Origin of the sequence: Isoptericola sp. NPDC057391, assembly GCF_042668085.1 — a bacterium.
Lineage (GTDB): Bacteria > Actinomycetota > Actinomycetes > Actinomycetales > Cellulomonadaceae > Isoptericola.
Genome location: NZ_JBHVBO010000116.1, coordinates 1 through 13,593 on the forward strand (window position 1 = coordinate 1; position 13,593 = coordinate 13,593).

The following is a 13,593-nucleotide window of genomic DNA, read 5'->3' on the forward strand; positions in this document are numbered from 1 at the left end:
TCCCCGGGCGGCGGGGCGTCGTCGTTCCCCACGGTCCACCGGGATCCGGTCAGGATCGGAGAAGCGCTGCGGGCCGGCGCTCCCTAGCGTGGGCGGTGCGACGCCGACGGGGCGCCGCACCACCAGCCGGGAGGAACGTCATGGCCACGTCCGAGGGTCTGAGCGCCGACGAGCGCGCCGCCGTCAAGCAACGCGCCAAGGAGCTGCGCGAGCAGGAGAAGGCGGGGAGGAACCGCGCCGCCGGCGAGAAGGCGGTGCGCGAGGCGATCGAGCCCCTCGAGGGCACCGACCGCGAGATCGCCGAGGGGCTGTACCGGGTCGTGACCGAGGTCGCGCCCGCGCTGGTGCCGAAGACGTACTACGGCATGCCGGGCTTCGCGAACGCCGACGGCAAGATCGTCGTGTTCATGCAGCCCGCCGCCAAGTTCGGCACCCGTTACGCGACCGTCGGCTTCGAGGGCGTGGCACAGCTCGACGACGGCGACTTCTGGCCGACCGCCTTCGCCGTGCTCGCCTGGACCCCCGCGTTCGAGGAGAGGCTCACCGCGCTGGTGCGCGCCGCGGCGGGCTGACGCCTCAGCGCACCTCGGCGCGCACGACCTCGGACACGCCCCGGGCGGCGAGCGCCGCCGGGTCGGCCGCGGTCGTGCTCGTCACGACGGTGACGTCCGCGCCGCGCTCGCGCAGCTCGTGCCACAGCTCGAAGACGGCACCACCCGGCCCGAGCGAGGGCCGCGAGCGCGGGAGGTCGGCGTCGTCGACGTCGACCACGACGCCGACGGTGCGCGGCTGCGCGAGCGTCAGCGCGCCGCGCCGGGCGTCCGCGACGACCTCGGCGAACCGGTGGCCGAGCGGCTTGACCCGGTTCTCGGTGTCGAGCAGCCCGAGCGAGTACTCGAGGTCCTTGTAGTCCGCGAGCTCGCGCGTGACGTCGTGCGAGCACCACCAGGTGACGGCGAACAGGTCGCTCGAGGTGAGGGCCGCCTCGACCGTGCGCGAGCAGAACTCGGGCATCTCCGCCTCGGCGAGGTTCATCGACGGGGCTCCGACCTCCTGGAGCCACACCTGGCGCCCCGGGTCCGTGGCGAAGGCCTTCGACAGCTCGATCATCCACTCCGCGTGCCGCACGGACTGCGGCGAGAGGGCGCCGTAGCGCGCCGCCGTGCCGTTGAAGATCCAGGAGTGCACGGTCGTCATGTCGCCGAGGCGCGCCGCGTGCTCGGGCAGGAACGAGTGGTCGTCCCAGTACCAGAGGTGGTCGTTCTCGCTGTGCACGACGACGTGGCGCGGGTCGCGGTCGCGCGGCGCCTCCAGGAGCGAGGTGAGCCAGTGGGTCACCTGGTCGGTCGTGGCCGGCATGGCCGCCGGGTTCGGCTCCAAGAACTGGTTGAGCTCGTTCCCGAGCGTGAGGCCCAGGAAGTTCGGGCGGTCGCGCACGGCGTCGTAGACGGCGGCCACGAGGGCGGCCTGGGCGTCGACCGCGCCCTGGTCGGCGAACATGTTGCCGTCGTGCCAGTTCACGAGCCACGCCGGGACGAAGTCGAAGCCCGACATGTGGCCCTGGATGACGTCGACCGCGACGTCGAGCCCGAACTCGGCGGCGACGTCGGTCACCAGCGCGACGTCGTCGAGGGCACGCCGACGGACCAGCGTGCGGTTCGGCTGCAGCACGGGCCACAGGGGGAAGACGCGGACGTGGTCGACCCCGAGCCCGGCGATCGCCTCGAAGTCGGCGCGGACGACGTCGGGGTCGACGGCCATCCACTGGAACATCCAGTCACGGGACGGGGTGTAGTTGACGCCGAAGCGCGGCACGGTCGAAGTCAAGGTGCTTCCTCGCTGTGTCGGGGTTGCTGCTGTGTCGGGGTGCTGGGGTGGTGACCGGGGGCCGGCGCCGTCGAGTCGCGGACCACCAGCCGGCGGCCGCTGACGGTCCGGGACTCGGCGGCCTCGCCGCGCACGAGTCGTTCGAGCAGCGCGACCGCGGTGCGCGCGCTCTCCTCGACGGGGGCGTCGAGGGCGGTGAGCCGCGGCCGCACGAGGGAGGAGACCCAGGAGTCCTCCCAGGCCACCACGGACAGCTGGTCCGGCACCCGGACGCCGACCTCCGGCGCGTGCGCGACGATCTGGGCGGCGATCGACTCGCTGTCGACGACGATGGCGGTGGCGGCGCCGAGCCTGCCGAGGAGCTCCGCGACCGGGTCGTCGGCCGCCGGGTCCCAGGCGACGAAGCCTGCCTCGATCCCCAGCTCGGCGGCCGCGCTCGCGAAGCGCCGGTCGCGGGCCCCGGTGTGCGCGAGGCCGGGGGCGTCGGTGACGCGGGCGACGCTGCGGTGGCCCAGGCCGGCGAGGTGGTCGAGGACGGTGGTGAACGCCGACTCGTCCTGCACGGTGACGGCGGCGACGCCGTCCTCGACCGGCGCCCCGAGCAGCGCCGCGGGGGCGCCGAGCTGCTTGACGAGGGCCAGGCGCGGGTCGTCGTCGCGCACGTCGACGAGCAGGAACGCGTCGACGCGCTGCTCGCCCCACCACTGCCGGTAGACCCGCTCCTCCTCGTCAGCCTGCACGAGCGTCAGCGAGAGCGACCAACCGATGTCCGCGAGCGGCTCCGTGAGCCCGGCGAGGAGGCGCATGAAGAACGGGTCCCGCCCGAAGGTCTCCCGCGAGCGGGCGATGACGAGCCCGAGGCTGCGCCCGCCCTGCCCGGAGACCTTGCGGCTCGCGTAGTTCGGCCGCCAGTTGAGCGCGTCGGCCGCCGCGCGGATCCGAGCCGCCGTCGCCTCGGACACGTTGGGGCGCCCGTTGAAGGCGTGCGACACGGCGGAGGGCGAGACTCCGGCTCGCCGGGCGACGTCCGCGATCGTCACGCGTTTCGGGCTCGTTGCAGTCATGGTGCGTCCGAGAGTAGGGGGTTGACCCTCGCATGTAAAGCGGTATACGTTGCACGCCACTTGATGTGTACCGCTTTACAAGAGGCGGTGTCGGAGAACGGTCTCCGACCACCCGAACGATGCACCGTAGCTCCCAGGGAGGCTCCGTGACCCACGACGTCAGCAGGCGTGCCGTGCTGAAGGCCGTGTTCGGCAGCGCCATCGCCACGCCGCTCCTCGCGAGCTGCGGGGCCCTCGTGCCCGCCTCCAGCGGCCCGGGTTCGATCTCCGTGCACACCCAGCTCAGCGGCGCCGTCGCCGGCGCCCAGGTGTTCGCGGACGTCGTCGCCGCGTACCAGCGCCGCACCGGGCGCACCGTCGCGCAGCTCAAGAACGGCTCCGACCTGCCCATCGTCTTCGAGACGAGCACGCTCGCGGGCAAGGAGGCGGACGTCGCCGTCGTCAACATGATGGGCCGCACGCTGGGCTGGACGGGCGCGGGCGCCACCATCCCCGTGACGGACCTGCTCGACGCCTGGGACCTGCGCGACAAGATCCTCCCCGAGGCCGTGGCCGAGTGGACCGACGAGGAGGGCCGGCTGCGGGCGTTCCCCTTCACGCGCACCAACTGGCCCGTGTCGTTCAACACCGGCCTGCTCGAGGAGGCCGGTGTCGAGATCCCCACCACCTCGGACGAGCTCGTCGTCGTCGCGGACGCCCTGCGCTCGAAGGGCATCGGGCCGGTCACGGTGGGCGGCTCCGACTGGAGCGGGCAGAAGCTGTTCCTGCAGATCCTCCAGGGCTTCCTGAGCCAGGAGGAGGCGCGCACCGTCTTCTCCACCGGCAAGCTCTCCGAGAGCGCCGGAGCCGTCGCCGGCGTGGAGCACTTCGTCGAGCTGCGGGACGCGGGCGTCTTCGTCGACGACGTGCAGGGGTACACCTCGGACTCCGAGCTCACGCAGTTCAACACCCGCAAGGCCGCCATCGTGCCCGCGATGTCCTCGGCCCTCGCGCTCGTCCCGGACGAGCGGGCGAAGGAGGTCACCGTCGGTGGCTGGCCCGTCCCCTCGAGCGGCGGCGTGCTGACCCGCCCGAGCGTCATCAAGAGCTACAACGGGCACGGCATCTGGATCAGCGAGAACGGCGCCGACAAGCTCGACCTCATCAAGCCGTTCGTCCAGGAGCTGTACTCCGACGAGGTCACCGACGCGTTCATCCTGGGCTCGGGCCGTGACATGAACCGCGTCACCGACACGGTCAGCCAGGACTTCCCGCTGGTCGCGCAGGCGTCCCGCCTCACCGACGACGACGTCACGCCCGTGATGCTGCCCGACCTGCTCATCCCCGACTCCGTCTTCGAACCGATGATCAAGGTGACCGCCATGGCCTACGGGTCCTCCGCGTCCGCCGAACGGATCGTCGACGCGTTCGAGAAGTCCTACGACGCGGCCTGACCGCCGGCGCCACGAAAGGATCCCCATGACCGCGCTCGTCGACGCCGGCGCCCCGGCCGCCGCCAGCACCCCACCGCCGACCACGTCCCGGACACCACGCCGGACGCTCCGCGAGCGGTTCCCGGGCCTCGCCCTGCCCGCGCTCGTCTGGTACGCGGTGTTCATGATCGGCCCCGTGGTCGCGATGTTCGTCATCGCGTTCCTGTCCTGGCCGGGCATGCTCGTCACGCCGACCTTCGCCGGGCTCGGCAACTTCGCCGCCGTGTTCTCCGACGAGACGTTCTGGGCCGCGACGCGCAACTCCGCCGTCCAGATCGTCGTGGGCCTGCCGGTCATGATCGTGCTGGCGTTCCTGCTCGCGTTCTACGTGGTGCAGAAGCCCCGTGGGCACCGCGTGCTGCGCTACCTGCTCTTCATCCCGGCGCTCATCTCCGCCCCCGCCACGGCGATGGTGTTCTACGCGATGCTCAACCCGGACGGCCTCGTCAACGGCGTCCTGCGCCCGCTCGGGTTCGACGGCACCGCGTGGCTCGCCGACCCGGCCACGGCGCTGGGGGCGATCATCGCCGTCGAGCTGTGGAGCGGCATCGGCTACTCCGCGGTGCTCATCGCCTCCCGCCTCGACGGCATCGACGCCGAGATCGTCTCGGCGGCGCGGATCGACGGCGCCGGCGACTGGCGCATCGCGTGGCGCATGTACTGGCCCATCGCCCGCGACTTCATCGGCGTGGTCACGATGCTGCAGTTCCTGTCGATGCTGTTCAACTCTGCGCAGAACGTGCTGCTGCTGACCCAGGGCGGGCCCGGCACGTCGACGACGACGCTGGCCTACCTCATCTACCAGAAGGCGTTCGTCGAGGCCGACCTGGGCTACAGCCAGGCCGTCGGCGTCATCCTCTTCGTGATCGGGCTGCTGGGCATGGGCGCCATCCGCCGCGTGCTCCGCGCGACCCACTGATCCCCGACCTGCCCAAGGAGACCGCCATGGCCCGGCGCACCGCAGCCCTCCCCCTGCGCGACCGCATCGGCTCGATCACGAGCGGCACGCTCGCCTGGATCTACGCCGCCCTGCTGATCGTGCCCTTCTACTACTTCGTCGTCTCGTCGTTCAAGGACAACGAGGAGATCTTCGAGTCCCCGCTGGCGCTGCCGACGACGTGGGACCTGTCGAACTTCGTGACGGCGATCGACCAGGCGGACCTCTGGCTCGCCATCGCGAACTCGGTGCTGACGACGCTCGGCGCCCTGGTCCTCACGCTCGTCCTCGCGCTGCCCGCGTCGTTCGCGCTGGCCCGCGCCCGGGGGCGGGCCGGCAAGGTCGTCGAGGGCGCCTTCGCGCTCGGCTTCCTCATCCCGTCGTTCGCGGCGCTCTTCCCGACGTTCCTGCTCGCGGCGGCGCTCGGCCTCTTCCACACGCGCACGTTCGTGGTGTTCCTGCTGCCGGCCACCGCGCTGCCGCTGTCGGTCGTCATCCTCACGTCGTTCATGCGGACGATCCCGCGGGAGCTCGAGGAGGCCGCGTCGATGGACGGCGCCACCTCGCTGCAGGTGCTGCGCCAGGTCTACCTGCCCATCTGCATCCCCGGCATCGCCACGGTGCTGCTGCTCAACTTCCTGTCCTTCTGGAACGCCTACCTGTACCCGCTGATCCTCATCGGCCCGGACACGGCGCAGCGCACCATCCAGGTGGCACTGCCGACCCTCAAGGTGGACGCCGGCACGGACTACGGCGTGCTCATGGCCGGCACGCTGTTCACGCTGCTGCCCGTCTACCTCGTCTACACGGTGCTGCAGCGGCAGATGCAGCGCGCGCTGCTGTCGGGGGCGGTCAAGGGATGACGCCCGTCGCCGCCTCCGCGCTGCCCCTGCGCACCCGCGTCGGCCAGGTCAACCAGCGCCTCAAGGGCTGGGAGGCGGTCCGCTGGGTCGACGGCGCACCCCGGGTCACCGACGTCCTGCGCGCCGAGGTCGACCGGTGGGGCGGGCTCGGCGCGCTCTACGGCGTGCTGCGCGCGGACCCGTGGTCCGCGGTGCGCTGGGAGAACGGCGTGCCGCCGGAGCGCAGCGCCGAGGCGTACGCCGCGGTGCAGGAGCACGTGACGCGGTACGGCGACGGCCTGCCCGTCCTGTTCGTCGAGGAGGCCCCGCACGGGCTGATGGCACTCGGCGGGACGACGCTGCCCGTCAACCTCGCGCTGGGCGCCGGGATGGACGCCGCGCTCACCGAGGAGCTCGGCGCCCTCGTGGCGGCGGAGGCCCGCGCCCGCGGCACCCATGTTGCCCTCGTGTCGGGCCTGGACGTGCTGCGCGACCCGCGCTGGGGCCGCGCCGAGGAGTGCTTCTCGGAGGACCCGGCGCTGGCCGCCGCGCTCGTCGGGGCCACGGTGCGCGGCATGCAGGGCACGACGTCGTGCGACGACCCGATCGACGGCGACCACGTCGCGGTCGTGGCCAAGCACCTCGCCGGCCAGGGCGCGGGCATCGGCGGCCGCAACGGCTCCGGGGCCCCGATCGGGCGCCGGGAGCTGGGCGAGCTGCACCTGCGCCCCGCGTTCGCCGCGGCCCGGGCCGGCGTCTCGGGGTACATGGCCGCGTACAACGACGTCGACGGCGTGCCCTGCAGCGCGAACGAGGAGCTGCTCACGGGCACGATCCGCGAGTCGTGGGGCTGGCGGGGGCTCGTCATGGCGGACGGCACCGCGATCGACCGCCTGCGCGACAGCGCCCCCGACCCGGCCTCCGCCGCGGCGCTCGCGCTGCAGGCCGGGGTGGACCTCAGCCTCTGGGACGAGGCGTTCACGCACCTCGAGGAGGCCCTGGACCGCGGGCTCGTCTCCGAGGCCGTGCTCGACCGCGCCGTCGACCGCGTGCTCGGCCTCAAGCGGCGGCTCGGCCTGCTGGGCGAGGCGCCGTCCGCCCCCGCCGCGCACGGCACCCAGGACGCCCCGTCCCGCGACGTCGTCGCGCTCGTCGAGCGCGCCGCGCGCCAGTCCGTGGTCCTCGTGCGCGACGACGGCGTGCTGCCGCTGCCGGGAGACGCGACCGTCGCCGTCGTCGGGCCGAACGCCGACGACCTGGACGCGCAGCTCGGCGACTACACGCCGCCGCGCCCGCCCGCCGACCCCGGGTCGTCCACCGTGCGCTCCGCGCTCGCGGCCCGGCTCGGCGCCGAGCGCGTGCACCACGCCCCGGGCAGCCGCCTGCGCGGCCCCCTCGCCGAGCAGCCCGACGAGCAGCCGGACGGGACCGGCGCCCTCGACGCCGTGCGCGAGGCGTGCGCGGCGTCCGACGTCGCCGTCGTCGTGCTGGGTGGGACCAGCCGCCGCAGCTACGACGACGAGTTCGCCGACAACGGCGCCGTCGCGGGCCCCGCCCCCGACACGACCAACGGCGAGGGCGTCGACCTGTCGTCGGTGGCGCTGCCGCCGGCCCAGCTCGACGTCGCGCGCACCGCGCGCGCCTCCGGGCGGCCCGTGGTCGGCGTCGTCGTCGACGGTCGGCCGCGGGTCCTCAGCGGGCTGCTGCCGCTCGTCGACGCGCTGCTCGTCGTCCCCTTCCCCGGCCCCGGCGGCGGCGCCGCGATCGCCGACGTGCTGCTCACCGGCTCCGCCTCGGGCCGGCTCCCGGCCACCTTCCCCGCGGCCGACGGCGTCGTGCCCGTCGCGCACGACGAGCGGATGGAGACCGCACGCGCCTACGCCGACAACCCCGTGCTGCGCGGGCTGCCGCTCGGCACGGCGCACTCCCCCGGGATCACCACCGTCGTGCGCCCGGGACCCGCGACGGTCGGCGCGGCCGGGCTGGCCGAGGGCGAGGCCGCCGTGGTGACCGTCGACGTCACGAACGACGGGCCGACGGCCGCGGCCGTCTCCGTGCCCCTCTACGGACGGCGCCACGAGCGCGGGGTGCGCCCGCGCCGCCGCACGCTCCTGGGCGTCCGGCGCGCGACCGTCGGCCCCGGCACGACGACGGCGGTGACGTTCCGGCTCGGCCTCGACGAGCTCGGCTCATGGGCCTCCGGCACGCCGACGGCCGTGCCCGTCACCGTCGGCGTGTGGTGCGGCCCCGACACCGACGAGCCCGCCGGCGCCACGACCGTGCGCGTCACCGACCAGGAGGGCGCCACGCCGTGGGAACGCTGAGCACGCCCGGGACGCCGGGCCCCCTCGACCCGGCGATCGAGGAGACGGTGCGCGCGGCCGCGGACCGCGTGCGGGCCGTCGCGGGCGAGCGCGTCGGCGCGATGGTCGCCGCCGCGCTGCGGCGCACCCTGACCGACACGATCACGATCGGCGCGGACGGCAGCGCGTTCGTCATCACGGGCGACATCCCCGCGATGTGGCTGCGCGACTCGACCACGCAGCTGACGCCCTACCTGCGGTTCGTGGGCGACTGCGCTCCCCTCGCCGACCTCGTCGCCGCCGTGGTCCGCCGCCAGCTCGCCTGCCTGGACCACGACCCGTACGCCAACGCGTTCAACGACGGCCCCACCGGCGCGCACTACGACCCCGACGACGTCTGCGACGACCCGCACGTGTGGGAGCAGAAGTACGAGGTCGACAGCTTGGCCTACCCGGTCACGCTCGCCCACCGGCTGTGGCGCGAGACGGGCCGCACCGACGCCCTCGACCCCCGCGCCCACCGCGTGCTGCGCACCGTCGTCGACCAGCTCCGCACCGAGCAGCGCCACGAGGAGTCGCCCTATCGCTTCTCCCGCGACACGACGATCCCCACCGAGACGCTGGCACGCGAGGGCCGCGGCACTCCGGTCGGCTTCACGGGCATGACCTGGAGCGCGTTCCGGCCGTCCGACGACGCCTGCACCTACGGTTACAACGTGCCCGCGAACCTCTTCGCCGCGCAGGCGCTCCGGGCCCTGGCGGAGATCGCGGACGAGGTCTACGGCGACCGCACCCTGGCCGACGACGCGCGCGTGCTGTCCCGCGAGCTCGTCGACGGCGTCGAGGCGCACGGGATCGTGCGGTCCCCGGCGGCCTCCCCCGCCTCCGGCGAGCGGATCTACGCGTACGAGGTCGACGGGCTCGGCGGCGTCCTGTGCATGGACGACGCCAACACGCCGTCCCTCCTCTCGCTGCCGTTGATCGCCCCGGACGTGCTCGACGACGAGGTCTGGCGTGCCACGCGCGGCTTCGTGCTCAGCCCGGCGAACCCGTACTGGTTCTCGGGCACCGTGGCGGCGGGCGTCGGCAGCCCGCACACGAAGCCCGGCCGGGTGTGGCCCATCGCGCTCGCCGTCGAGGGCCTGACGGGCACGCCCGAGGACCGCCTGCGCCTCCTGCACCTGATCGCGGACACCGACGGCGGCACCGGGCGCGTGCACGAGAGCTTCGACCCGTCGGACCCCACGGCCTTCTCCCGGCCCTGGTTCTCGTGGGCCGACTCGATGTTCTGCGAGCTCGCGCTCGCCGCGGCGGACGACGCCGACGCCTGACCGCCCCAGGTCACCGGGCGGTCGTCGCCCGCGACGTCGCGCCTCTCCGACCCCGCGCGCGGCGCAGCTCCGTCACCCCGTGGCGTTCCCTCCGGCGGAAACCGGTTGCTAGGCTGGGCGCAGCACGGCGGGAACCGGTTTCTCACGGTTTCTCGCCGACTGTCCCAGCGACGTGACGGAAGGCGACCATGACCCACTACAGCAACCCGGTCCTCGACGCGGACTGGCCGGACCCCGACGCGGTGCGCGTCGGGGACGACTACTGGCTCGTCGCGTCCAGCTTCAACCGCGCCCCCGGGCTGCCCGTCCTGCACTCGCGCGACCTCGTGTCCTGGGAGCACGTGGCGAACGCGCTGCCCGCCGTGCCGCCCGCGGCGCACTACGCGCTCCCCCGCCACGGCTCGGGGGTGTGGGCGCCCAGCCTGCGTCACCACGACGGCCTGTTCTGGATCGTCTACCCCGACCCGGACCACGGGATCTTCGTCCTCACCGCCGAGGACCCGCGCGGCCCGTGGTCGGCGCCGTGGTGCCTGATCCCGGGCCAGGGCCTCATCGACCCGTGCCCGCTGTGGGACGAGGACGGGCGCGCCTACCTCGTCCACGGCTGGGCCAAGAGCCGGGCCGGGGTGAAGAACCGGCTCACGGTGGTCGAGGTGGACGCGGCCCTGCGCCGCGTCGTCGGGCCGGCGCGCACGGTGGTCGACGGCGACGAGCTGCCCGGCTTCCGCACGCTCGAGGGCCCCAAGCTGTACCAGCGCGACGGCTGGTACTGGATCTTCGCGCCGGCGGGCGGCGTCGCGACCGGCTACCAGGTCGCCTTCCGCTCGAGGTCGGTGTGGGGGCCGTACGAGCACCGCGTGGTGCTGGCCCAGGGCGACACCCCGGTGAACGGCCCGCACCAGGGCGCGTGGGTGGACACCCCCGACGGCGACGACTGGTTCCTGCACTTCCAGGACCGCGGCGTGTTCGGGCGGGTCGTGCACCTGCAGCCGGTGCGGTGGGACGACGACGGCTGGCCCGTCCTGGGCGACGAGGGCGCCCCGGTGCTCACGCACCCGACGCCGGCGCCGGGCGCCGAGCCGGGCGAGCCGGCGCGCAGCGACGACTTCGCCTCCCCAGGTCTCGCGCCCCGCTGGCACTGGCAGGCGAACCCGGCCGAGGGCTGGGCGGTGGCCGACGGCGGCGGCACGCTGCGGCTGCCCGCGCAGCCGTCGCCGCGGGGCAACCTGCGCGACCAGGGCGCCGTCCTGTGCCAGCAGCTTCCGGGACAGCCGAGCACGTGGGAGACCCGGGTCGGGCTCATCGGCGACGCGCCCGGCACCCGCGCGGGCGTCGTCGTCCTCGGCCGCGAGTACGCCTGGACGGGCCTGGTCCGCACCCCCGGCGGCGTGGAGGTGACGGTGCGGCGCGGCGGCGCCCACGGCGACGAGGAGATCGTCGCGCAGGAGCCCGTGCCCGGCGGCGCCACGAGCGTCGTCGTGCGCGCCGCCGTCGACGCGGAGGGTGCCGTGACGTGGGGCTGGCGGACCGACGACGGCACCGACGACACCGACGACCCGGGGTGGCACGAGGCCGGGCCGCCGTGGCAGGCGCACGTGGGCCACTGGATCGGCGCGGAGGTCGGCCTGTTCGCGAGCGCCCCGCTCGGGGCCGACCTGCGGCCCGACGACGGCGGCACCTTCGGCCCGGTGCGCGTCACCGTGGCCGGGAAGGACGCGTGATGGCCCGCTCCGGCGGACCCACGATCGACGAGGTCGCGGCCGCCGCCGGGGTGTCGCGGGCCACGGTGTCGCGGGTGATGAACGGCCGGGCGAGCGTCGCCCGGGACATCGCCGAGCGGGTGCGCGTCGCCGCCCGGGACCTGCGCTACCAGCCCAGCCGGGTGGCCCGCAGCCTGTCGCTGGGCCGCACCAACTCCGTCGCGCTGGTCGTGCCCGACCTGGCGAACCCGATGTTCCAGCAGATCCTGCGGGGCACGATGGCGGCGGCCGCGCCGCACGACTACCGCGTCCTGGTGGCCGACACGGCCGAGAACACCGCCGACGAGGCCGAGGTCGCGCTCGAGGCACGGCTGCGGTGCGACGCGCTGGTGCTGGCCGCGCCGCGCACGTCCGAGGACGCGCTGCTGGAGCTCCTGCCGCGGCTGGAACCGGTGGTCGTGGTCAACCGGCACGTGCCCGGCCTCACCGTGCCGAGCGTGCGCGTCGACTACGCGGCCGGCGTGCGCAGCATGGTGGACCACCTGGTCGCGCTCGGGCACCGCGAGCTCGCGTACGTCGCCGGCCCGCGCTCGAGCGCGTCGAACGCGCTGCGCGCCCGGGCGCTCGACGACGCCCGCGAGCGGCACCCGGGGCTGCGCGTCACGACCGTGCCCTGCGGACCCACCGTGGACGCCGGGTACCGCGCGGCGGACGCGGTGCTCGCCACCGGCGCGACGGGCGTCATCGCGTTCAACGACCTGGTCGCGTTCGGCCTCCTCGCGCGGCTCAACGAGGCGGGCGTGGCGGTGCCGGGGGACATCTCGATCGGCGGCTTCGACGACATCGAGCTCGCCCGCTACGCGACGCCCTCGCTGACCACGGCCGCCGTGCCGCAGGCCGACCTGGGCCGCCGCGCCTGGGAGCTGCTGCACGCCCGCGTGCTCGGCACCGAGCGCACGCGGCTCGGCGCGGAGGGCGTCGCCGTGCACGTGACCCCGGGGCTGGTGGTGCGGGGCAGCACCGGCCCGGTCCCGCCGGCGCGGCGACTCGGCGTGACGTCGGCGGACCTCGCGGGGCGCGCGCACGCCCGCGACGACACCGTCCGGGCCCGGTGGCGGCCCGTCGGCGACGACTGGGTGCTCGGCGTCGGCGACGACCGGCCGCTGGGTCGCTACTCGCGGGGCGAGGGGATGCCCGGGGTGCACAGCCCGAGGCCCTTCCTGCACCCGGTGCACTCGGCGCAGGGCGTCGCCATGACGGCGAAGAGCCCGCTGGACCACCGTCACCACTACGGCGTCTCGATGGCGGTGGCCGACGTGGACGGCACCAGCCACTGGGGCGGGCGCACGTACGTGCGCGACCAGGGGCCGACGCTGCTCGCGAACCACGGTCGCCAGGAGGCCGGTCGCACGGAGGTGTCGGACGACGGCGCCACGCTCACCCAGGAGCTGCGCTGGCTGGACGAGCGCGGCGGCGTGCAGCTGACGGAGGAGCGACGCCTCACCGCGGTGGTGCTGCCGGAGGTCGACGCGTGGGCGCTCCGGTGGCGCGGCACCCTGAGCGCGGGCGACGCCGACGTGGAGATCGGCAGCCCGGCGACCAACGGCCGCCCGGGGGCCGGGTACGGCGGCTGGTTCTGGCGGCTGCCGTCGGGAGACGAGGCCTACGCCCTGAGCCCCGACCGCGGCGCGGACATGCACGGCTCGCGCACCCGCTGGGTGGCGGTCGTGCGACGCAGCGGGGCGGCGTGGACCACGCTGGTGCTGGCGCAGCCCTCCGGGGACCCCGACCCGTGGTTCGCCCGCGTGGGCGACTACGTGGGCCTGGGCCCGGCGCTCGCCTGGGACACGGTGCGCACGGTGCGGCCCGGGTCGGCGCTCGAGGTCGACGTCGTGGCCGCCGTCGTCGACCGGCGCCTCGACATCGCCGGCGCGGGCGACGTGGCGGACCTCGCGGTCGGGCGCGTGGGGGCTGTCACTGCCTGAGTTGTTTGATCGGGCCGAAACCTCGGTCGGGCGAGCGGGGCGAGGGGGGTTTGGGGCGGGGGGCGGGGTGCGCCCGGCCGCGCGCCGCCCCCGCCGGCCGGGGAGAGGGGGGGGGGGGGCAACACCCCCCCC

At 74.7% G+C, this 13,593-nt stretch carries 10 protein-coding genes; 8 read left to right on the forward strand and 2 right to left on the reverse strand.

The features are described from left to right. The first annotated feature begins 140 nt into the window (after positions 1–140). Entirely contained in the window at positions 141–572 is a 432-nt protein-coding gene (locus tag ACFUVW_RS14280) for a hypothetical protein (RefSeq protein ID WP_430571987.1), read from the forward strand. 4 nt (positions 573–576) lie between these two features. Here the strand turns inward: ACFUVW_RS14280 and ACFUVW_RS14285 are convergent, their stop codons facing one another. Next, a complete protein-coding gene (locus tag ACFUVW_RS14285; RefSeq protein ID WP_430571988.1) occupies positions 577–1,827 on the reverse strand; it encodes a glycosyl hydrolase in 1,251 nt (416 codons plus the stop codon). Next, positions 1,824–2,867: a LacI family DNA-binding transcriptional regulator gene (locus ACFUVW_RS14290; protein ID WP_430571989.1), complete on the reverse strand. Its 1,044-nt coding sequence runs from the start codon at positions 2,865–2,867 to the stop codon at positions 1,824–1,826. Before ACFUVW_RS14290 ends, ACFUVW_RS14285 begins: the two co-directional genes overlap by 4 nt. Before the next feature lie 170 nt (positions 2,868–3,037). On the opposite strand from ACFUVW_RS14290, the gene ACFUVW_RS14295 reads away from it, so the two are divergent. The 7 genes from ACFUVW_RS14295 (at position 3,038) to ACFUVW_RS14325 (ending at position 13,461) form a co-directional block, all read left to right on the forward strand. Beyond that, positions 3,038–4,324 carry an ABC transporter substrate-binding protein gene (locus ACFUVW_RS14295; RefSeq protein WP_430571990.1) on the forward strand — a complete coding sequence of 429 codons (1,287 nt, stop codon included), beginning with the start codon at positions 3,038–3,040 and terminating at the stop codon, positions 4,322–4,324. Between the two features lie 25 nt (positions 4,325–4,349). Next, on the forward strand, positions 4,350–5,282 hold the full coding sequence (locus ACFUVW_RS14300; protein ID WP_430571991.1) for a carbohydrate ABC transporter permease: 933 nt from the start codon (positions 4,350–4,352) through the stop codon (positions 5,280–5,282). A gap of 26 nt (positions 5,283–5,308) precedes the next feature. Beyond that, positions 5,309–6,163, forward strand: a complete 855-nt coding sequence (locus tag ACFUVW_RS14305; RefSeq protein ID WP_430571992.1) for a carbohydrate ABC transporter permease — start codon at positions 5,309–5,311, stop codon at positions 6,161–6,163. After that, positions 6,160–8,466 (forward strand): glycoside hydrolase family 3 protein, encoded by a 2,307-nt coding sequence (locus tag ACFUVW_RS14310; RefSeq protein ID WP_430571993.1) that lies wholly within the window; start codon positions 6,160–6,162, stop codon positions 8,464–8,466. The genes ACFUVW_RS14305 and ACFUVW_RS14310 overlap by 4 nt, the downstream gene beginning before the upstream one ends. Continuing rightward, entirely contained in the window at positions 8,454–9,776 is a 1,323-nt protein-coding gene (locus ACFUVW_RS14315; RefSeq protein ID WP_430571994.1) for a glycoside hydrolase family 125 protein, read from the forward strand. Before ACFUVW_RS14310 ends, ACFUVW_RS14315 begins: the two co-directional genes overlap by 13 nt. 188 nt (positions 9,777–9,964) lie before the next feature. Next, a complete protein-coding gene (locus ACFUVW_RS14320; protein ID WP_430571995.1) occupies positions 9,965–11,497 on the forward strand; it encodes a family 43 glycosylhydrolase in 1,533 nt (510 codons plus the stop codon). Then, positions 11,497–13,461, forward strand: a complete 1,965-nt coding sequence (locus tag ACFUVW_RS14325; protein WP_430571996.1) for a DUF6807 family protein — start codon at positions 11,497–11,499, stop codon at positions 13,459–13,461. Before ACFUVW_RS14320 ends, ACFUVW_RS14325 begins: the two co-directional genes overlap by 1 nt. Positions 13,462–13,593 lie beyond the last annotated feature (132 nt).

Excerpts from the sequence above, each read along its gene's own strand:
- ACFUVW_RS14280 (WP_430571987.1), top strand. The coding sequence starts at position 141 with ATGGCCACGTCCGAGGGTCTGAGCGCCGACGAGCGCGCCGCCGTCAAG.
- ACFUVW_RS14300 (WP_430571991.1), top strand. The coding sequence starts at position 4,350 with ATGACCGCGCTCGTCGACGCCGGCGCCCCGGCCGCCGCCAGCACCCCA.
- ACFUVW_RS14305 (WP_430571992.1), top strand. The coding sequence starts at position 5,309 with ATGGCCCGGCGCACCGCAGCCCTCCCCCTGCGCGACCGCATCGGCTCG.
- ACFUVW_RS14310 (WP_430571993.1), top strand. The coding sequence starts at position 6,160 with ATGACGCCCGTCGCCGCCTCCGCGCTGCCCCTGCGCACCCGCGTCGGC.
- ACFUVW_RS14320 (WP_430571995.1), top strand. The coding sequence starts at position 9,965 with ATGACCCACTACAGCAACCCGGTCCTCGACGCGGACTGGCCGGACCCC.
- ACFUVW_RS14325 (WP_430571996.1), top strand. The coding sequence starts at position 11,497 with ATGGCCCGCTCCGGCGGACCCACGATCGACGAGGTCGCGGCCGCCGCC.